The following is a 21,203-nucleotide window of genomic DNA, read 5'->3' on the forward strand; positions in this document are numbered from 1 at the left end:
GATGGCAGACAGCAATACCACCCCCTCTCCGGCCAACCTTGGCAGCAACGCCAGCCAGAGCGCTGCCGGCAAGCCGCGCCAGCCAACGCCTGAGAAAACGCCCAAGAAAAAGCGCAGCTTGCCGATGCGCATGCTGCGCGGCCTGCTCTGGTTGCTACTGGCGCTCGTCGTACTGCTCGCCGTGTTGCTGGGCGGCGCCTGGTGGTGGAGCGGGCAAGACGATTCCCTGGCGCGCGTGATCGCCATCGTGCAGCGCTATCTGCCGGCCGAGCAAAAACTGCAAGCCACCGATGTGCGCGGCAGCCTGCGGCGCGGCGGTAGCGTGGGCAATTTGCAGTGGAGCAACCCCTCGCTGACGGTAGACATGAGCGGTGCCACCATCGGCTGGACGCTCGACAACGTGTGGGACAAGGAAGTGCGGCTGGCGCCTATCCAGATCAAGCAGCTCACCATTACGCCCCCGGGCCTGGAAAAACCCAAAGAGCCGACGCAACCGCTGGAGAAATTGCCGCTGCCGCTGCGCGTGCTGGAAGTGCCGTTTGCAGTGGATGAAATAGTTTGGGCCGCAGAAAAACCCATCACCATTGCCGGCCTGCAAGGCCATTATCTGTACCAGGGCGATCAGCACCAGTTGCAGATCAGCAGCGTGCAGGCTTTCAACGGCAGCTACCAGGCCAAAGCCACACTGGGTGCTCTGGCGCCGATGGCGCTGGATGCGCAACTGCAAGCGCATGTGGAGCAGCCCGCCACGGAAACACTGCCCGCCATCGTGGCCGATGCCAAAGCCCATGTCAGCGGCCAACTCTCGGGCGCCGATGCCACGCTGCGCGTGCAAGCGCAGTTGCAACCCCGGCCGCAACCAGTGACTGAGCATACGGCCCAAAGCAAGCCCGGCGCACCGCCTTTGGTACGCAGCGCCAAACCCGTCAACACCAACAGCGCAGCTCAGCGCGCCAAGCAACAAGCCGCCCAGGTTCTGGCGCAAGCGCCGCCGATGCAGGCCGATGTGGACGCCACCGTCTACCCCTGGAAAAGCTGGCCGCTCGGCCCCACGCAAGCCAGCCTGCAAAGCATCAACCTGGCCGCATTTTTGCCACAGTTGCCCACCACTTTGCTGAGTGGCGAGCTCAAAGTGAGCGAAGCCATTGCCGAACAATTGGCCAGCGTGCACGCCCAGCACGCCGCACCGCCACTGCCTGCAGCGGCTGCCGATGCACCGGCGGAAGAAACTGCCGTGCCACTGCCTGTACCGCTGGAGATAGTGGCCGACCTGAAGAACGCTCTGCCCGGCCCGATCAACGAACAGCGCCTGCCGCTGAGCCAGCTGCAAGCGCACGCCATGTTTGACGGCCAGCGCGTTGACCTGCTCGAAGGCACGGCGCTGCACGTGGGCAATGGCAGCTTGCAAGCCAACGGCCACTACCGCCTGGCCGACCGGCACGCTGCGCTGAGCGCCGTTTTGCAAGCGCTGAACCCGGCGCTGATAGACACCCGCATCGACAGCGCGCCGCTGTCGGGCAAGCTCAGCGCGCAATCGCGCCAAGACACGATCTTGTTTGACGCCGACATCCGCTCGCAACAGGCGCCAGCCGTACGCAGCGCCAAAACAGCAGCTAGCTTGCCGATCGAGCGCATCATCGCCAAAGGCCAGTGGAAAGCGCCCGAGCTGCAACTGGAGAGCGCACAGATCGACGCCTTGGGTGCCCACATCAGTGCCAACAGGCTGGTAGCGCACACCGAGCAACTGAGCGGCGGCGGCCAGCTCTCGGCCCAAGTGCCCGGCGCCACGCTGGAGGCCAAAGCCCAGGCCGCACCCACCAAAGGCCAGGGCGATATAGCGCTGAAGCTGAGCAGCGCCGAGCAACTGCTGCAATGGCTGCGCAAGCTGCCCGGCGTGGCCGAAGCCATGCCGCCCGCGCTCAAAGCGCAAGGCAGCCTGGATGCGCAACTGCGCTTCAGCGGCGGCTATGGCGACGCACTGCGCCAATTGCAACGTGCCGGCCTGCTGGCCAAAATGCCCGCTGGCATTACCAGCAACGGCGCACAGCCGTTTGCACTGGATGCCAACATCAGCACACCACAACTGAGCGTGCGTACCAGCGAATCCGCGGCGGACCTGCAGCTGCGCAACACCAAACTGCTGTTGAGCGGCAACCTGGCCAAGGTGCAAGCCGACCTGCAAACCGAAGCCCGCCAAGGCGAACAGCAATTTGCTGGCCAACTGCAACTGGCCGCCAGCAGCGCCGCCAACCAGCAGTGGAGCGGCAGTCTCAGCCGCCTGCAAGCCAGCGCCACCTTGCCGCCCAATAAAAAGCCATGGCAATTGGCGCTGCAGCAGCCGCTCGATTTCAAACTGCAACTGCCCCAGGGCAACAAACCGCTGCAAGCCAGCACCGGCGCCAGCCAGCTGCAGCTGACCGGGCCGGAGCCAGGCACCGTCACCCTGCAGTGGAACCCGCTGCAGTTCAGCCAAGCGGCCGACAAAAGCCTTCTGCTCCAAAGCACGGGCACGCTACAAGGCTTGCCGCTGCGCTGGGCGCGCGCCTTCCAAAAGCCTGATGCGAACCAGAACCAGGCCATCAACCCGCTCGATTCCGACCTGGTGGTACAAGGCCGCTGGGACATCAACACCAGCAACGGCCTGAACGCCAAACTGCTGGTAGAGCGCGCCAGCGGCGACCTGCGCCTGCACAGCCAGAACAGCTTGCCCAAGAGCGTCAGCTTTCACTCCAGCGGCAGCGAAGGCAGCCTCGCCAAGGCGTTTGCCGCGCAAGGGCAAACCATCACCGCCGGCATCCGTACCGCCCAGGTAGAGTTGAACGTGCAAGACCGCCAGGTACAAGCCCAGGTGCGCTGGGATTCGGCCAATGCCGGCCAGCTGACAGCCGATCTGCAAACCGCCCTGCAATACGACGGCAAAGACTACCTGGCCGCCAACCTGGCGCCCGACGCACCGCTGAGCGGCAGCATCAAAGCGCAAATGCCCGACCTCGGCATCTGGGCCAGTTTTGCGCCACCGGGCTGGCGCGTGGCCGGCAGCCTGACAGCGGATGTGAAGCTCTCAGGCCATCTGCAGGACCCGCGCTGGGGCGGCACCATGGCGGCCGACAAAATGCGCATTCAGTCGCAGCTTGACGGTGTGGACCTGCGCAACGGCAGCCTGCGCGCCCAGCTCAACGGCAACGAGCTGGTGCTGCAAAACCTGCATTTCGACGGCGGCGAAGGCAGCCGTGCGCGCATCATCGGCTTCAGCGGCAACCTGACCCCAGCCCCCACGGCGGGCGGCACACTCGACGCCAGCGGCACCATCCGCTGGAGCATGCCCGAAGGCGGCGGCAAGCCCGACATCCAGATGGACATCCGCGCCGAAGCCAAGGCACTGCAAGTGCTGGTGCGCGCCGACCGACAAGTGAGCGTTTCGGGCGATGTGCGCAGCCAACTGCAGCAAGGCCAGATGAGCATCACCGGAAAACTGACGGTGGACCGCGCCAGCATCATGCTGGCCAACGAATCTGCGCCCACACTTGGCTCCGACGTAGTGGTGCACACCAAGGCCAGCCGCGCCGCCGCGGCCGAAAAAGCCAAACAAGCTGCCGCCAAGGCCGCCGACGGCAAACTGGAAGAAAGCAAAGGCGGCATCACCACCGCCAAGCCGCTGCAGCTGGCCGTGACGCTGGATCTGGGCAACGACTTTGCGCTGCAAGGCTACGGCATCACCACCCGTTTGAGTGGCGCGCTGAACGTGCAAAACGCCTCGGGCAACACCAGCGGCATTGGCATGCCGCGCATCACCGGCGAGATCAACACCGTCGAAGGCCGTTACCGCGCCTGGGGCCAGGTGCTGAACGTGGAAACCGGGCTGATCCGCTTTAACGGCCCCTACAACAACCCCTCGCTCGACATTCTGGCGCTGCGCCCGAACATCGCCGTCAAGGCCGGCGTGCAAGTGACCGGCTCGGCCATGGCGCCGCGCGTCAACCTGTACTCCGACCCGGTGATGCCCGATGCCGAGAAAATCTCTTGGGTGGTCATGGGCCGCGACCCGGCCGGAGGCGGCGCCAACAGCGCCATGATGCAGCAGGCCGCGCTGGCGCTGCTGGGCGGCGGCTCGGGCGAAAGCCTCACCGGCAACATCGCCCAAAGCCTGGGGCTGGACGAGATCGGCTTTGGTGGTGACGACGCCAACGGCGGCAGCCTCTCACTGGGCAAGCGCCTGTCGAAAGACCTGTACGTGACCTACGAAGCCGGCCTGGCCGGCACACTGGGCGCGCTCTACATCTTCTACGACTTCACCCGCAACCTGCAGCTGCGCGGCTCCGCCGGCACCACCAGCGCGCTGGACCTGATCTACACACTGCGCTACGAATAAGGCTGGCATGCACGCAGAGCGCAGTTTTCTCCGACCGCGCCCTGCCAGCCCCTACAATAGCCGCTGGTCACCCTCCTCGTAGTTCAATGGATAGAACGAGTGCCTCCTAAGCGCTAGATACAGGTTCGATTCCTGTCGGGGGGACCATGTGAAGATTTCAGACAGTCTCGCAAGCGCTCAAAACCCGCATGCTTATTAGCGTTGCGGGTTTTTTGTTGTCTAGCGTTGTCTCATACGATCTCTAGACATGCCAACATTTTGCTGGTACTTTTGTTGGCAGTTCGCGTACCAACAGATACGACATGCCAGCAATGCCGCTCTCGGACACCTTGGTGAAGCAATACAAGCACTCTGGCAAAGCTGCTGGGGATAAGCACAACGACGGGGCGGCCTGTATTCCACGCAGCGTCCCAGCGATTGAACCAAACTGAACCGGACACATGGGCGACGGTCACTCGAGCCATTTGCTGCGGCCAGGTGCTGGCGCTGACTTATCTGTCCATGAAGAAAGGCTCAAGTCCACGGGGCATCGTTCCCCATTCATTGGTGGATTCTGGGCTGCGCTGCCCGGTGAGCTCCATGACTCGGGCAGTGCCGCACGGTCACCGGGCTTTATCATCTCTAAAAAAAGCAGGGTAAATGATGCCGAATTCATTACGCACAGATGGGGAAGCACTCGACCGAACGGACATGCTGCGCCGACACAGCTACGACTGGTATGTTTTCGGTCGATATCTGGAGCTGCAGTCTGCCCGAGTGAAAGTCCACCTGAAAGAGGTCGAGAACAACTGCGACGTTCAAGCGGTGTACCTAAATACCGACGGTACTTTCAGCTACAGATTCGGGTTGTTTCTTCCCGATGAACATGGCTTGGACACGACTGGCACTGAAATCCACGACGGTATCCATGATGTCTTTCGATCTGCCGAACGGTCATCGCGCTATATCGGCTTTCGGGGCTGTGGTCGCATACCCGTTGGGCCGTTGATCCAGGTGGGTTTGATGTATTCGAAATATGGCTATGGCATCTTCAAAGACGGAGACCATCTACCCATTCCATGTACCGCTATTGAAGCGGAGTACGGCAACGCAATCCGTAAATTTCGCACAGATGCCACGGCCGGAGTGACCGGGAAACCCCAGCAATAAGGGTGGCTGCACCGTCAGTGAAATCTCGAAGGCCCATCGACCCGTTGATGGCCGATCCTCAACGTTGAATAAATTTCAGAACCGGGACAACACGGGGGCAAAGCGCATGCCGCCGCTTTTTGCTCCGGGATTTTTTGGCCATCAGGCGCTACCGAGCTTCTCACAAGCTCTGCCTAGTAGCCAAGATGCAGGTTTCAGCTGCTGCGCCAACTACCGCTGGCCCGGTAAATTTGTGGTGATTTGTATCACCTCCATGGGCTTTCCTCGCCTCGGTCTGCCTCTATTCGGCAGCGCCGCGATGCTTATTCGGCACATCAATTATCAATTGCCCATACAACCAAGCAAGACAAGCACGAATACCGCGTGCTAGATTGCCCAGGCATGAGCCAGCGCAGGGATTTCTGCGAGAAAGGATGCCTTATGGTCACCACCGCACCCACCAGCCTACGCTTGGACTATTTGATTCAACGCCTGGTGCAGGAGATCAGCGGTTTGCACCAGCTCGAGCCGCTGCGGGGCTCGGCGCAGTTCGAGCGTTTGCGCCTGGCCGAACTGGAGCTGAAGCAACATATGCTGCAGCTGGCAGCGCAAGCGCCGTCCGTTACCAAGTGATCAGCAGCGGGCGGGTTTGCAATCGGCCCCCTTGCCAGCGCCCAAGCTAAACTGCCGTTTTGTCCTGAAAGTTGCTTGTGAAGACCCATGCCCGCTGGCTCTTGCGTGCTGTTTTGTTGTTGCTGGCGCTGGTGATAGGCGCGGCTTTTTTCCGCTATGAGTACACCAGCGACAAATCAGTGCGCGTAGACCGTTTGACGGGTCGGCAAGAGGTGTTTTGCCAAGCGCAAAACCAGTGGACGAGCTTGGCGGTTTGCTACCCCGAGCAGCAGCCCAAGAAATAGTGGCTGACTTGCCCTTTGCCTGGCGCAATGGGCTCTCCGGGTTCAGAGCTGAAAAGCCACCGCCCGCACCAGGCCTTCGGCCACATCGCGCCACCAGCTCGGTGGTTTGGGCTGGTAGGCGGGGTTGCTGCTAGCCAGCGCATCGCTCCACTGTTGCAGCCAGTCGATTTCTGGCGGGCTGTAGAAAGCGGTCATGGCTTCATAGTTGAGAAACAGGCTGCGCCCGTCCAAGTTGGCAGAACCGCACAAGGCCACGCTGTTGTCGATGATGACCAGCTTGGCATGCACCATGTCGCGGCAGACGCGAACCTCGGCGCCCGCCTGCGCGAGCGCCCGCAATGAGCGCTCGCGGGCCCAGTCAGCCAGACGGTGGTTGGATTGCTGCGGCACCAGCACGCGCAATTTGACGCCGCGTCGGCAGGCAAGGCACCAGGCTTCGAGCAAAGCGTCGTCCGGCACAAAGTACGGGCTGACCAAGGTGATGCTGCTGCGCGCATGAAAAGCCGCCGCCATGTAGAGCGCATGCAGGCAGTCGTCCGGGTGGTCGGGGCCGCTGGGTACCCACTGCGCCCAGTGCTGGTGTCCACCGCCCAGAGGCAGCGCCGGTGCCAGCCACATGGGCCGCCGGCGGCCGCGTGCAGCGCGCCAGTCGGCCTCAAACTGTGCAGCCACCACGCCAGCCAAGGCGCCTTGCAGGCTGAAGCTCAGATCCAGCCATGGCGGTTTGCCTTGTGCGCTGGGCAAAAAATACTCGTCAGCCAGGTTGCGCCCGCCGCTCCACAGCAAGACGCCATCGGCCACCGCCAGTTTGCGGTGGTTACGCAGGTTGCTGCTGCCACGGGTAAAGAGCAGCGGCACCATGAAGCGCCGCACCAGCAAGCCCGCGCGGCGCATGCGGCGCAAATGGGCGGGCAGCAAGCGCCAGCAGCCAATGCCGTCCAGCAGCAAGCGCACTTTCACGCCGCGCTGCGCCGCTTGCTGCAAGGCCACGATGAGCTGGCGGCCCACCACGTCGTTGCCAAAGACGTAGGTGCTGATGTCTATGCTGCGCTGCGCAGCCTGGACAAGCGCCAACAACGCTTGCAGTGATTGCAGACCGTCGCTGTGGAACTGCGCGTGTACATTGGTCTGGGCGCTGTCCAACTCCATGCTGGCCAGCAGTTGGCCGGCCCACAGCGGCACTTCGGCAGGCACCGAGCGGCGCAGCGCGGCTTCGGTCAACGGCACGCGATGCGCGGGCGGGCGCACCGCCTTGCGCGGCCCGAACAGCAGGAACAGCGGCAAAAACAGATAGGGGAAGGTCAGCATGCCCAGCACCCAGCCAATGGCCGAGGCGGGGTGGCGGCGCTGCTGACCGGCGCGGGTGGCCAGCACGTACACCAGCAAGGAGACCGCCACCGCGATGGTGTGGCCCAGGCCGGACAGTACGGTGACGCGCAGCATGGCTTATCCGCTGCGGATGGGAGGTTGTTGGAGGAAGCGGCCCATCCAACAACCAGCCTTACAGGAGGGAGAGCACCAGCTCAGGCGGCCGACACAGCTTGGCGCCTTTACCAGTGACCACGATCGGGCGGTTGAGCAGCACCGGGTGAGCGGCGATCTGAGCGATCAGCTCAGCATCGCTGAGCGCCTCGTCGGCCAGGCCCAGCTCTTGGTAGATGGCCTCTTTGCTGCGCATGACCTCGCGCACCGGCAGGCCCAATTGCGCCATCAGCGCCGTGAGTTGTGCGGCGCTGAGCGGCTCTTTGAGGTAGTCCACAATCTGCGGCGTGATGCCGCGCTCTTGCAAAAGGGCGAGCGCGCCGCGCGAATTGCTGCAGCGCGCATTGTGATAGATGGTGACGGGGGCTTGCGACATGGCCCCCATCTTATTACAAGGCTGCTTCGAGCTCGGGCATGATGATGCGCGCTTTGGTGAGCGCCATGCCGAGGTTGGCCGTGCGGCGGCAGACGAAGACGGCCACGTACTCGGGGTTGCCCTTGCCACGGATGAAGACGTGGATCAGGTTGTCGCTGTTGACGATGATTTCCTGAAAGTAGTGGTGGCCGTCGTCTTGCAGACCACGGGATTTTTTGAACATGCGCTCGATCATCGAGACGTTCGGGCCGTTGAACAGATCGGCCGTGGCAGCGGCCACCAGGTCAATCACTTCACGGGGGTGCGAATCCACCGTGCGAATGCCCAGCAGCATGCCGCTGGCCACATCGACATAGCCGGCAGCCAAGCATTCTGGTACGAACGAGGCGACTTTTTGTAAAACAGCATCCATCGACATCTGTGGTTCCTTTCTTGTAAACCGCTGGCCCGCAGTGGCAGGCGGCGACCGCCGGTCCTGCACCACCGCCGCCAGCACTAACCCATTTTTTCCAGCAGCATGGCTTCGTAGGCAAAGAGAATGTTCTCTTGCAGCTCCGACTGCACATACTGCGATTCGATTGCGCGCACCCGCTGCAGCGCGGCCTCAGCGGTGATGCCTTCAAACACCAACCAAGCCGCCAGCACCGTGCCGGTACGGCCCAGGCCGGCGAGGCAGTGCACGGCCAGCACTTCGCCACCCAGTAGCAAGCGCTTCATCTTGAGCATCAGCATTTGCAGCTGCGACACCGTAGGCGGCTCGCGGTCGTAGACGGGCAGGTGCACATTGCGCATGCCGTTGCGTGCCAGCGCAGCCTGGTCCACGTCTTTTTCGGTGAGCGAGATCAGCACCGTCACGCCGCAGCGCTTGAGCGCCTTGAGGTCGATATCGATATCGTTCACCACACCGGGCAATGGCGTACCGGCCAGCTTGCCCGGCACCAGCCAGGCAAAGCCGCGGGGGCCACGCGAATCGGAAACAAATTCTTCTGCTGGCAACACCGGGCTGGCCAGCGCCAGGTCGGGCAAGACGGCCCGCTGCCCTTGGCGTGCCACCTGGGCCGCCGTGGCTGCGGGAGGCGCCGCCGCTTCGGCTACCGGCTCGGCCTGCATGGCCTCTTCGACCGACAGCTCGGGCGTGACCACGGCGCAACTGCCGCTGCGCACAAACTGCTGGCCTGCGGGCGAGTAAGGGGCCGAGAAAAACGCCTCGGCCGTGTTTGATTCCTGGATCGTGCCGCCAGCCAACAGCAGCACGCGCTGCCCAATGGCTGCCGCATGGCGCTGGTTGTGCGTGACCAGCAACACCGCCCGCTCTTGCGCCACGCGCTTGAGCAGCTCGAGCAGTAGGTAGGCGTCGTACTCGTCCAGATCAGCGGTGGGCTCGTCGACCATCAGCAAAGCCGGATCCGCTGCCACTTCGCGCAAGATGGCAATGGCGCGTTGCTGCACGGCAGGCAGCTCGACGGCGGGCTTGTTGAGGGCGGCTTTGAGCTCCGAGAAGCCCATGCGCTCCAAAAAGGCCTCGCACCATTCGCGGCGCTCTTGCAGCGACTGCTGGCCGTGGCGCTGGAACTCGGTGAGCGACTCCTGCACCGTGGCCAGCATGAGGCGCGCGTGCTGGCGCACCATGCGGGGGCGGTTGTCGTCCGTCAGCGGCTGGCCGAGGTAGCGCACCTCGCCCCATTGGCGAAAGCGGGTGTTGTCGTTGTTGACGCCCGCCAGGCTGCGCAGCAGGCTGGATTTACCAGCACCGCCAGGCCCCATCAGGGCCGTGATCGTTTTCGGGGAGATTTGGAGGTGGATGGCCGAAAGGACGACCTTGTCGCCATAGGCAACACCCCAGTTGTCTGTTTCCAGAACAAAGCTTGGTTGGGACACGCGTGCGTTGCCGCTGTGCGGCAGGGTCTTGAACGGCGAAGCAGGCAGCAAAAAAACCGGTGCCGCTCGCCGAGCACCTGTTGCTGATTTTCGCCCGGATTATAGAAAGCAATCAACCGTAAAAAATAATGCAAAATGTGTTGATTGCAAATAAAAGTTACATCATTGGTAATTTTACGCTAGCAAACAATTCAAGCTTGATGTAGATCAAACGTGATTACTTCCTATCCGAACGAATAGTACGGATCAGCAGCACGACCGGCACCAAACCCACCAAAACCAGCGCCAGCGATGGCAAGGCCGCCTCGCCCAAGCGCTCGTCGCGCGCCAACTGGTAGGCCACAACGGCCAAGGTATCACTGTTGAAAGGGCGCAGCACCATGGTGGCGGGCAGCTCTTTCATCACATCGACAAACACCAGCAATGCCGCCGTGAAGACCGAGCGGCGCAGCAAGGGCAAGTGCACGCGCAGCAGCAAGCCCAGGCCACCCGTGCCCAGCATGCGCGCCGATTCGTCGAGGCTGGTCGGAATGCGCGTGTAGCCGCTTTGCAGGCTTTGCAGCGCAATCGCGGTAAAGCGCACCAGATAGGCCCAGATGATGCCCGCCGCGGTAGCGGTGATCCAGGCCGGGAAGCCCCATTGCGGCGCCCATTGCTGCACCCAGCCCACCGGCAGCAGCAGGCCGACCACGATGACCGCGCCCGGCACGGCGTAGCCCAGGCTGATCAATGCCACCAGGGCCCGGGTCAACCAATCGCGGCTGCGGCGCGCTGCATAGGCCGCCAGCAAGGCAATCGCCACCGCCAGCACGGCGGTGATGGCACCAAAGCGGATGCTGTTGGCGGCCCATTGCACAAAACGATCGAGCGGAATCACCGACCAATCGGCCGCCAGCGGCCGCAGCATGAAGAGCACGGGAGCCACAAAGCCCAGCACCACCGGCAATCCACACAGCAACCAGGCCAGTGCACAGCGCCAACCGCTCAAGCGTTGCGGCTGCGCCTCGGCCGAGCCAGCGCGGCCTACACCCGTGCCGGCAAAGCGCATGCGGCGCTGGGCGCGCAGCTCAAGCTGCAGCACCACCAGCACCAACACCAGCAGCATGGTGGCCAATTGGGCGGCAGCGGTGCGGTTTTCCATCGACAACCAGGCTTTGTAGATGCCGGTGGTGAAGGTCTGGATGCCGAAGTAGCTGACCACGCCAAAGTCGGCCAAGGTTTCCATCAGCACCAGGGCTACGCCAGCCACCACGGCCGGCCGCGCCATTGGCAAGGCGATGGTACGAACGCGCCTGGCCATGGGTGCGCCCAGCAGGCGTGCCGCTTCCATCAGGTGTGCAGCGCGCTCCGACAAAGCCGTGCGCGCCAGCAGATAAACATAGGGGTAAAGCGCCACCACAAACACCAGAACCGCGCCGCCGAGCGAGCGAATCTCGGGCAGCAGCCGCCCTTCCAGCCCGAACGCGGAGCGCAAGCCTACTTGCAAGGGACCGCTGAATTGTAGAAAGTCGGTATAGGCATAGGCCGTGACGTAAGCAGGCATGGCCAGCGGCAACAACAACAACCATTCCAGGGTTTTGCGGCCGCGAAAATCGAACAAAGTGACCAGCGCCGCGCAGACCGTCCCCACCAAAGCGGCGCCCACCGCCACCATCAACCCCAGCGCAACCGTGGTGCGCAGATAACCGGGCAGCACCGTGGCGAACATTTCGCGCACGATGGCAAAGGCATCGGCCTCGTTACCGAACCCCGGCAGCCAGGCGCTGAAAACGGTGAGAACCGGCAGCACCAGGGCAATAGCGACTAGGAAAAGCAGGCACTGGCGGCGTAGGCGGGCGAGGTTTTGCAAATGCGAATCAGCCTGAATAAAAGCTGGCGATTCTACTCTGCGGCCACCCGCCGGGCTGGGCGCCGCCTACAATACGCGCCATGTTTCTAGAGGTCTCCCAACTCGAGGTGCGCTACGCCGGACGCGCGCAAGCCGCCGTCAAACAGGTGTCGCTGCAGCTGCAGGTGGGCGATATTGGCGTGCTCATCGGGCCATCGGGCTGCGGCAAAACCACCTTGCTGCGCGCCGTGGCCGGGCTGGAGCCCATCAGCCAGGGCGAGATCCGCCTGAGCGGCGCCATCGTCAGCTCCAGCGCTGGCAGCCTGGCGCCCGAGAAGCGCCGCATTGGCATGGTGTTCCAGGACTACGCCCTCTTCCCGCACCTGAGCGTGGGCAAGAACGTGGCCTTTGGTATCCACCAACTGCCTAAGGTCGAGCAAGAACAGCGTGTGCGCGAGGTGCTAGCCATGGTGGGCCTGGAAGGCAGTGCGCAGCGCTACCCGCACGAGCTCTCGGGCGGCCAGCAGCAGCGCGTGGCGCTGGCCCGCGCGCTGGCGCCCCGGCCCCAGCTGATGCTGTTGGATGAGCCGTTCTCGAACCTCGATGTCGATCTGCGCGAGCGCCTGGCGCACGAGCTGCGCGATATTCTCAAAGCCGCCCAGGCCACCGCCTTGTTTGTGACACACGACCAGCTGGAAGCCTTTGCCATTGGCGACCAGATCGGCGTGATGGAGCTGGGCCACCTGCACCAGTGGGCCGATGCCGCCACCTTGTACCGGCAGCCAGCCTCGCGCTTTGTGGCGGACTTTATCGGCCACGGCGCCTTTGTGCCGGGCCGGCCTGAGCAAGGCCCGCAAGGCTGGCAACTGCAAACGCCACTGGGCGCCATTGCAACCCAGCAAGCTGAGCCGGCTTGCGATGTGCTGCTGCGCGCCAACGAAGTGGTGGTAGATGCCAACTCGCCTTACCAAGGGGTTTTGCTGCGCAAATCCTTTCGCGGCTCGCAATACCTCTACACCTTGGCTTTGGATGACCAGCGCCAAGTCTACGCCCAGGTGCCCAGCCAGTGGAACCACGAGATTGGCAGCCGCGTGGGGCTAAGGGCGCAACCGGTCAACCTGGTGCGCTTCAGCAACGAGCAAGCCTGAGCCGACACGGCTCGGCAGTCCTCGACAAAATACGCCTACTAAGCGCTATCAGCGCTTAACCTGGCGCAATCTATCCACTTCGTCATAAAGTGCGTCCGACCACTCTCGGCGACTGCGGCCTTGCGCGTCTTGCGGATCGCCGTAGTGCAATTGCGCTACCAAAGGTGGCGCGGTCACCGTACGCCAGATAGAGCCAAGCAGGCTTTCGTCGCCCACATAACTGGGCGCTGGGCTGCGCTCGCCGGTCCGCTTGTCGTAAAAGCACAAGCCCATGGGTTGTACGGCGGCCTCCGCGGCAATAGCAGCTTGCAGCAAGTTAGCGTGAAATGGCAGCAGTTCAGCGCCATCGCCTGTCGTGCCTTCGGGGAATACAGCCACCATGTCGCCTTTGCGGATGGCCTCTTCCATGCGGGTGACAGTGCGCATGGCATCGCGGCGCGAGGTGCGCTCGATGAACAAGGTGCCTGCCGCGCTGGCCAGGCCGCCAATCACCGGCCAGGCTTTGACATCGGATTTGGAAACAAAGCGGCAGTGCTGGCTGGCATGGATGACCGGAATATCCAGCCACGACAAGTGGTTGGCCACCAGCAGCAGCGGCCCACCTGATGGCACCTGGCCGTGCACTTGCAGCTCTACGCCGGCATGGCGCAAGAGCTGACCCGCCCAGCGCTCGACGGCGCGGTTGCGTTGCTCGTGGTCCAGCCGGCCAAAGCGGCTCCAGACGGTGACAACGCCAGCAACAATGTGCACGCCCAGCCGCCCCAGGCGAACCACGCCAATGACTTTGCGATGCAATCCGGGCATGCTGGTTCAGTCGTTTTGATCGGCACCAGGCGGTGCGGCAGCGGGCAAGTCCAGGCTGCGCATGAACTGCTCCAGGATGATACAGGCCGAGGCCGCGTCGGCGTCGCGCGCGCCATTGGCCAGGGCTTCGGTGGTGCTGTAGCGCTCGTCCACCTCGAACACCGGCAGGCCGAAACGCCCCCGCAATTGGCGGGCAAAGCGCAGAGCATTGGTGGTGTTTTCGTGCGGTGCCCCATCGGGGTGATAGGGCACGCCCACTACCAGCGCATCGGGCTGCCACTGGCTGATGAGCTGCTCCATGGGCACAAACCGGGCCTTGCCCTCGGCGTTAATGGTGGGCAAGGGCCGCGCCGTGCCCAGCATGCGCGTACCGTAGGCGGCGCCGGTGCGCTTCATGCCATAGTCAAAAGCCAGAAAGCTTTGCATGTGCGCTGCTTCAGTCAGCATCAGGCACGCCCCGCGGCGGCAGACAGCGCCCAGGTTTGCACGCCCAGCAGGCCGAGCGCACTGTCGTAACGCTGCTCGATGGGGGTATCGAAGATCACGCCCGTTTGTGCGGGCACGGTGAGCCAGGAGTTCTCGCTGATTTCGGATTCGAGCTGGCCTTCACCCCAAGACGAATAGCCCAGCGACACCAGCACGCGCCGAGGCCCCGCGCCGGTGGACAGGGCTTCAAGCACATCGCGCGAGGTGGTCATCTCCAACCCGCCAGGGATGGTGAGCGTAGAGGCGTAAGCGGATTCATCGCCCGCGCTGACATCCAGCACAATGCGGTCGTGCAACACAAAGCCGCGCTCGGTATGCACGGGGCCGCCTTGGAAAACCGGTGATTCCTGCAGGTCTTCGCGGCGCAGCGGCAGATCGACCTTGTCGAACAGCTTGCCCATGGTGATGTCCGATGGCTTGTTGATGATGATGCCGAGCGCCCCTTTGTCGCTGTGTTCGCAGACGTAGACGACACTGCGACCAAACAGATCGTCCTCCATGCCGGGCATGGCAATGAGGAAGTGGTGGGTCAGGTTCAGGGAGTCGGTCGTCTCAGTGGCAGCGCTCATGCGGGCATTGTACGGGCAGCCAAACAGCCCTTTTCGCACAATGACAGCCGGAATGGCGGTCTTCTTGGCCATGCGCTTGGACGGCAGGGCGACGCAGCGGATCACTGTCTGCTCTTGCCATGCCCGCTGACCAATGGCCCGCACAACAACAAAAAGGGCTGCATCACTGCAGCCCTTTCCGGGTGACGGGAGCCAGCGGCTGCTTAGTGCAGCGTAGCGCCTGGTTCAGCAGCCGCGTCGGCCGCCTTGATTTCGCTGTCGAGCGCGTATTGGCGCACCAGGGACAACAGCACTTCGTCGGCGTAAGGCTTGCCCAGGTAGTGGTCTACGCCCAGTGCGGCCGCGTGCTCGCGGTGCTTGTCGGCAATGCGCGAGGTGATCATCACCACCGGCAAGTCCTTGAGCGCGTCGTCGGAACGGATTTCCTTGACCAGCTCAAAGCCGTCCATGCGCGGCATCTCGATGTCGGAGAGCACCATCACTGGACGCTCTTCGCGCAAGCGGTCCAGCGCCTGCAAACCATCAGCCGCCAAAGCCACACGGTAGCCTTCGCGCTGCAGTAGGCGCTGCGTGACGCGGCGCACCGTGATCGAGTCGTCCACCACCAGCACGAGCGGCGTTTGCACCACTTGCTCTGCCAGTGCACGCACCGGTGCATTGGCCACTTCGGGGTGCAGTTGGGCCTGGGCAATGCGCTCGGCCACTTGCTTGCCATACACGGTGTACAGGGCGACCGGGTTGTAGATCAGCACAATCGCACCCGATGCCAGCACGGACATGCCGGCCAAGCCGGGCAGACGCGCCAACTGCGGGCCAAGGTTCTTCACCACGACTTCCTGGTTGCCCAGCACTTCGTCCACGTGCACGGCCACGCGCTTGGCCGCCGAGCGCAGGATGACGACAGCACTGGTCTTTTCCGGTGCTTCGCGGCTGCGCAGATCACCTTGCAGCAAGGCGCCGGCAAAGTAGTACGGCAGCTCGTCCTCGTTGTCCCGGTAAATGCCGCTGGCGTGTGCAGCGTCGATGGACTCTTGCGACACGCGGCGCACGTATTCGACCAGGTTGGCCGGCACGCCGAACTTGATATCGCCTGCGCGCATCATCACCACCTGCGTCACCGCCGTGGTCAGCGGCATGACCATCTGGAAGGTCGTGCCCTTGCCCTGCTCCGAGGTGGTGACGATGTGGCCACCGAGCGACTGGATCTCGGTGCGCACCACGTCCATGCCGATGCCGCGGCCGGAGATGTCGGATACCGCCGATGCAGTGGTGAAACCGGGCGCAAAGATCAGCTGCGCAGCCTTTTGCACATCGACCGCTTCTTCGGCGGTGATCAGGCCGGAGTTGACCGCCTTCTGGCGAATTTTCTCCAGCTGCAGGCCAGCGCCATCGTCCTTGAACGAGACGGCAATGTCATTGCCTTCTTGTTTGACATCGACCGTGATCGTGCCGATGAGCGGTTTGCTTTGCTTTTTGCGCTGCTCCGGCGATTCAATGCCGTGGGCCACGCTGTTACGCAGCAAGTGTTCGAACGCGGGCGTGACGCGGTCGAGCACGCCACGGTCGATTTCGATGGCGCCGCCCGTGATGTCGAGCTTGACCTGTTTGCCCAGCTCTTTCGAGATCTGGCGCACGATGGCGTACAGACGCTCGGAGACCGAATCAAACTCCACCATGCGTGTGCGCAGCAGATCGCGCTGCAGCTCGCGGGCCTGGCGGCCTTGGGCGATCAGGTCGTCTTCCGCGCCTTCGGCGGTACGCTGCAGATTGCGCTGCACCGTGCCCACGTCGTTGACGGATTCGGCCATCATGCGCGTGAGCTCTTGCACGCGGGTAAAGCGGTCAAACTCCAGCGGGTCAAAGCCGGAATCGGTGTCCTTGGCCTGCGCCATGCGCGACTGCATCTGCGATTCGGCCTGCACTTCCACATCGCGCAACAGGTTGCGCAGACGCTCCAGGTTGGCCGACATGTCCTTGATCGACGAGCGGATGTTGGACAAGCGCATGTCGAGGCGCGAGCGGGCAATCAGCACCTCGCCAGCCTCGTTGACCAGGCGGTCGAGCAGCTGCGAGCGCACGCGCACGGACTGGCCGGCGGCCACACGCACAGGCGCCATGCGCAGCACCAGCGGCTTGTGGTGTACGCCAGAAACGGCGGCCTCGGCCTCTTCGGCGCTGACGACCTCTTCGCTTTCCTCTTGCGGCACCGGCGCGCTGGCCACCACTTCGGCCACCACGGCACTCATATCGGTAGCGGCAGCTGCGGTTTGCGGCAAAGCGCCTTCGGCCAGCACCTGGTTGCCACGCTGCTGCAGGCCGACGAACTCGGTCTGCAAACTGTCGTAGCGGCCCAGCAGGGTTTCGATGTCTTGCGTGGTCAGGTGCTCGGTGCCGATGTCCTCGACCTCGGACTCCATGCGGTGGGCCATTTCGCCCAGGCGCATGGCACCAGCCAGGCGCGCACTGCCCTTGAGCGTGTGCAGATGGCGCAGCACCTCGCCGCGTGGCGGCAGGTAGTTCGGATCCCTCGACCATTCGCGCAGCGCCGAGCCCAGCTTGGGCAGCAGTTCTTGCGCTTCTTCCTCGAAGATCAGGAACAGATCGGGGTCGATCACATCGACCACTTCAACCGCGTGGTCTGCCGCATGCGCTGCCACGGGCAGCTCAGGCACAGGCTCCAGTGCGGCCAGGCGCGAATTGGGCTGCTGCTCGTCCAGCTCCAGACCTTGCAGATCGCTGATGGGCGCATCGGCTGCCTCGTAAGGCGGGTGCAGCGCAGAGTCGATCTCCAGGTGCGCAATGGCTTGCAGATCGTGCAGCACGATCTCGTTGGCAGGCTTGACAAAGCCGGCCGCCACCTGGTGCAGAAGCTTGCGGATTTCCGAGCCCGAGGCCTGGAAAGTGTTGAGCCAGGCCACTTCGGGCTGCGAAGCGTGTTGCACATGGGCCAGCGCATGCTCGGTAGCACGGGCCAGCTCGGACAGCGAGCCGAAGCCCACGGTGGCCGAGCTGCCTGCCAGCGAATGCGCATAGGCAATGGCATCGTCGGGGAAAGCCTTGTTCGGCTGCTCGCCCCATTGCAGCAGCACTTTTTCGAGGCTGTGCGACCAGTCTTCGGCCTCGGTCAGGTAAACATTGAACAGCGCCGAGTTGACACCCAGTGCGTTCGCGGGTGCTTCGCCGTCGGAGCCGTCTGCGGCCAACGCGGCGTCTGCCTGCATCACGGGCTCGGCAGCAGGCGCCGAGACAGGTTCTGGCGCTGGTTCTGCCACGGCTTCGGTGTCGCTGACCAGATCGAGCGACGGCAAATCGACGGGCAATTTGGCCAGCGTGGCAGGCGTCGCTTCGGGCACCACGGCCTCCAGCGCCGTCAGCTCGGAAGGCGTCATGTCGGCCGCAGGCGCTGGCTCTTCGTCGGCATCGATGAAGGCAACGCTGTCATCCACACTGACAAAACCTACCCCCATATCCAGCGGCTGCACTGGCGCAGGCTCTGGCTTAGGTGCAGCGGCATCGCCTTCGGCCATGGCCTGGGCGAACTCGGCAAAGTCGACTTCTTCAGCGCCTTCTGGGGCGGTTGCAGGCACCGCATCGGCAGTGACAGGCTCTGGCTCCTCGACGGCGGGCTTCAGCTCCAGATCGATGTTGTCCAGCGGCCAAGACAAAGCCTGGGGCGCAGCCTCGGGGCTGGCCGCCACCGGCAGTTCGACATCACTGAAATCGAGTGTGGCCTCTTGCGCTGCAGGCACTTGGGCTGGCAGCTCTGCGCCCGCTTCGGCCAGTGGCGAGGGCTGCGATGTGAGTTCGTCATCGAGCGACAGCTCGGGCAGCTCCAGCATCATGGTGCGCTCTGGCTCGGCCGCAGTGGCCTCTACCGGCGCCAGTTCAGCGGGCTGATCGGCCACGGCGGCTTCAGGCGCCTCGCCCTCTTGTACATGTGCGGGCATGACCAGCGGGATATGCGTGCCATCGAGGCGCATGGCATCGGCCGAGATACGGAAGATGTCAGGGTTCCAGGTGGAGTTGCGCTCGGCGCCAATGTCTTCGGCCCAGCGACCAAAGCCGTTCAGGGCTTCGGTGCTCAGCGCCAGCAAGGCGGGGTCAGCCGGCTTGTGCTCGGCCAGCCAGTGGTTGAGCACCTGCTCCATCGACCAGGCTGCTTCGCCAAACTGCATCAAGCCCACCATGCGCGAGCTGCCCTTGAGCGTGTGGAAAGCGCGGCGTACGGTGGTCAGGGCTTCGTTATCGCCGGGTTCGCGGCGCAAGGTCTGCAGCGCCTGGCCGCCGGTTTGCACCACGGTTTGCGCCTCTTCGAGGAAGATGTCGAGCAGCTCATCGTCGAGTTCTTCATCGGCTGGCACTTCGGCCGCCACGGCCTGCAAGGCAGGTGCGGGCGCAGCCACTGGCGGCGTGACGACGACAGGCGCAGGAGGCGGCACATCGCCGGGCTTTTGCGTGCCCATGACAATGCGCAGCTCGCCGCTGGCGGCATCAAACACAAACAGCTTGCGTGCCAGCGTGCGCTGGTAGCCCAGCATGTCGAGCAGGAAGCCCAAGGCGCCCAAGCTGTTGCCCAGTTTTTCGAACACGGCCGGCTTGTCTTCGTCGGCAACCTGACCCACGGCCAATTGCTCGACCACGCCGCGGAAATGCTGCGTGGCGGCCGAAGCCTGGTCCAGCCCCAGCACCGAGAGTACGCCACGCATTTGCGACATGGAGCCGGTGACCGAGCCCAGCATGGACACGTCTTCCGGATGGCGGAAATACTGGTCGAGGTGTTTTTCGACTTCGCCCAAGGTGGAACGCAGCTCGTCCACCACGCTACCCATGGTCTGGTGGTCGCTGACCTTGCGGTACAGCTCTTCCACCCAGGGCTCCAGCGGCTCGGGCGCTTGGCCCGAGAGCACGTGGTCCAGACGCTGCGACAGACGGTCAGCGCGCTCGCGCATCACTGCCGGTTTGACGTCGAGCGATTCCAGGTTGGCCTGTAAATAAAGAATGGCCGTGGCCACTTCCATGGCCAGTGGCGCCGACGGCACGGCGCTGGTCGAGAGCAAGTGCTCGGCCACACGGCCCAGCGCAGCGCCCAGCTCTTCGGCACCAATGTGCAGCTTGTGCAGCGATTCGCGGATCAGGTGGAACTGGTCGGCCACCGGCTTGATCTTGTAACGATCGCCATCGGCCAGCGAGGACCAGAGCTCGGCCGCCGACTCAATGCGCTTGCGCGCTTGCGCCAGCACTGCCGGGTCGTACAAGCCAAAGCGCTCCTGGGCGTAGTTCACGCCTTGCAGTTCAGCGGTTTTGAGGCTGGCCCGTACGGCTTCCAAAACCTGGGCCTTGGCCTGCTCTTCGTCGTTGCCTTGCGCTGCAGCGCAGAAGAAGTTCAGCTCGTGCAGCAAGGCCTGGTCGACCTCGGTGCTGCCCTTGGCCTGCTGCGCGAACTGCATGATGACGCGCGAAGCCGAGCGTTTGACATACAGATCCGCCGCCAGCAGTTGGTGGGCCAGCGCGTCAAAAAAGCCGGCCGCCACTTTCCAGAACAAGCGCAATGGGGGCTGCGTCTGGCCTTGGGCAATGCCCAGGCAGACGGCGGTCAAATCACGGGCCGCATTGCTGTCGGCCGATTTGATGATGTGCAGCATGCCCGCATCCAGGCGCTCGCGGGCACCACGGTCCAGCTCCAGCGCGGTTGCCGCTGGTGTTTGCGGCTCTTGTTGCGCCGTATCGCCGTGCCACAGATCGGCCGGGTGAACGCGCTCCACGCCTTGCAGCGCTTGCAGCTCTTTGTATTGCGGGAACAAGGCGACGAACGAGATCTCGCGGCCTTTGAGCACATGGCTCAGGTATTCGAGCAAGGCGAACGAGCTGCGCTCGAGCAGCGCAATCGATTTTTCGGTGCACAGATGCGGCTTTTGCGCAAAGCGCTGGGTCACCGCTTCCATCATCTGCACCAGCTGGGCCGCCTGGTCGGCGCCGACCATTTGCAAAGCGCCGTGCACCTGGTGCAGGTTTTGCCGTGCTACGCGAATACCGGTGTTATCAATCGCCTCCAGGTCGGAGGCGCCTGCCGCTTCCACGTCACGTGTGAAGCGGTGCAGCGCCTTGACCATTCCCTCCAACGAGCGACGAACTTCGTCGCTGATCCATGCCAATGGCCCGAGATCCCTCTCATCTGTTGGCAATGCGTTTTCCGCTTTGTTTTCGATAGCTATAGACAT

General features: G+C 63.4%; 14 protein-coding genes and 1 tRNA gene. 6 read left to right on the plus strand and 9 right to left on the minus strand.

Annotated features, from left to right (window positions below; genetic code table 11):
• The first annotated feature begins 1 nt into the window (after position 1).
• The 5 genes from ACFIQF_RS20850 to ACFIQF_RS20870 all read left to right on the plus strand — a co-directional run bounded on the left by ACFIQF_RS20850 (position 2) and on the right by ACFIQF_RS20870 (position 6,414).
• Entirely contained in the window at positions 2 to 4,369 is a 4,368-nt protein-coding gene (locus tag ACFIQF_RS20850; RefSeq protein ID WP_393945569.1) for a translocation/assembly module TamB domain-containing protein, read from the plus strand.
• Positions 4,370 to 4,441: 72 nt separating this feature from the next.
• A tRNA-Arg gene (locus ACFIQF_RS20855) sits at positions 4,442 to 4,516 on the plus strand.
• 492 nt (positions 4,517 to 5,008) lie between these two features.
• Positions 5,009 to 5,518: a hypothetical protein gene (locus ACFIQF_RS20860; protein WP_393945570.1), complete on the plus strand. Its 510-nt coding sequence runs from the start codon at positions 5,009 to 5,011 to the stop codon at positions 5,516 to 5,518.
• A gap of 420 nt (positions 5,519 to 5,938) precedes the next feature.
• A complete protein-coding gene (locus ACFIQF_RS20865; protein WP_393945571.1) occupies positions 5,939 to 6,130 on the plus strand; it encodes a hypothetical protein in 192 nt (63 codons plus the stop codon).
• 77 nt (positions 6,131 to 6,207) lie between these two features.
• Positions 6,208 to 6,414, plus strand: coding sequence for a hypothetical protein (locus tag ACFIQF_RS20870; protein WP_393945572.1), 207 nt, complete (start codon positions 6,208 to 6,210; stop codon positions 6,412 to 6,414).
• 42 nt (positions 6,415 to 6,456) lie between these two features.
• On the opposite strand, the gene ACFIQF_RS20875 is transcribed toward ACFIQF_RS20870, so the two are convergent.
• From ACFIQF_RS20875 to ACFIQF_RS20895, 5 genes are all read right to left on the minus strand, one after another.
• Positions 6,457 to 7,857, minus strand: coding sequence for a phospholipase D-like domain-containing protein (locus ACFIQF_RS20875; RefSeq protein ID WP_393945573.1), 1,401 nt, complete (start codon positions 7,855 to 7,857; stop codon positions 6,457 to 6,459).
• A gap of 58 nt (positions 7,858 to 7,915) precedes the next feature.
• Positions 7,916 to 8,272, minus strand: a complete 357-nt coding sequence (gene arsC / locus ACFIQF_RS20880) for an arsenate reductase (glutaredoxin) (RefSeq protein WP_393945574.1) — start codon at positions 8,270 to 8,272, stop codon at positions 7,916 to 7,918.
• A gap of 13 nt (positions 8,273 to 8,285) precedes the next feature.
• Positions 8,286 to 8,690: a hypothetical protein gene (locus ACFIQF_RS20885; RefSeq protein ID WP_393945575.1), complete on the minus strand. Its 405-nt coding sequence runs from the start codon at positions 8,688 to 8,690 to the stop codon at positions 8,286 to 8,288.
• A 77-nt stretch (positions 8,691 to 8,767) separates the two neighbouring features.
• Positions 8,768 to 10,150, minus strand: a complete 1,383-nt coding sequence (locus ACFIQF_RS20890) for a phosphatase domain-containing protein (RefSeq protein ID WP_393945576.1) — start codon at positions 10,148 to 10,150, stop codon at positions 8,768 to 8,770.
• Positions 10,151 to 10,367: 217 nt separating this feature from the next.
• Positions 10,368 to 11,999, minus strand: a complete 1,632-nt coding sequence (locus ACFIQF_RS20895) for an ABC transporter permease (RefSeq protein WP_393945577.1) — start codon at positions 11,997 to 11,999, stop codon at positions 10,368 to 10,370.
• An 80-nt stretch (positions 12,000 to 12,079) separates the two neighbouring features.
• Here ACFIQF_RS20895 and ACFIQF_RS20900 point away from each other — a divergent pair, with 80 nt between their 5' ends.
• Complete coding sequence (locus ACFIQF_RS20900) at positions 12,080 to 13,126, plus strand: ABC transporter ATP-binding protein (RefSeq protein ID WP_393945578.1); 1,047 nt, start codon at positions 12,080 to 12,082, stop codon at positions 13,124 to 13,126.
• Between the two features lie 48 nt (positions 13,127 to 13,174).
• On the opposite strand, the gene ACFIQF_RS20905 is transcribed toward ACFIQF_RS20900, so the two are convergent.
• From ACFIQF_RS20905 to ACFIQF_RS20920, 4 genes are all read right to left on the minus strand, one after another.
• Positions 13,175 to 13,930 (minus strand): lysophospholipid acyltransferase family protein, encoded by a 756-nt coding sequence (locus ACFIQF_RS20905; protein ID WP_393945579.1) that lies wholly within the window; start codon positions 13,928 to 13,930, stop codon positions 13,175 to 13,177.
• Between the two features lie 6 nt (positions 13,931 to 13,936).
• Complete coding sequence (ruvX, locus tag ACFIQF_RS20910; protein ID WP_393945580.1) at positions 13,937 to 14,377, minus strand: Holliday junction resolvase RuvX; 441 nt, start codon at positions 14,375 to 14,377, stop codon at positions 13,937 to 13,939.
• Entirely contained in the window at positions 14,377 to 14,985 is a 609-nt protein-coding gene (locus ACFIQF_RS20915; RefSeq protein ID WP_393945581.1) for a YqgE/AlgH family protein, read from the minus strand. Before ACFIQF_RS20915 ends, ruvX begins: the two co-directional genes overlap by 1 nt.
• Positions 14,986 to 15,188: 203 nt before the next feature.
• Complete coding sequence (locus ACFIQF_RS20920) at positions 15,189 to 21,203, minus strand: hybrid sensor histidine kinase/response regulator (protein ID WP_431193951.1); 6,015 nt, start codon at positions 21,201 to 21,203, stop codon at positions 15,189 to 15,191.

The sequence above is a fragment of the Comamonas trifloxystrobinivorans genome (genome assembly GCF_043359985.1).
In the GTDB taxonomy this organism is placed as follows: Bacteria; Pseudomonadota; Gammaproteobacteria; order Burkholderiales; family Burkholderiaceae_C; genus Comamonas; species Comamonas trifloxystrobinivorans.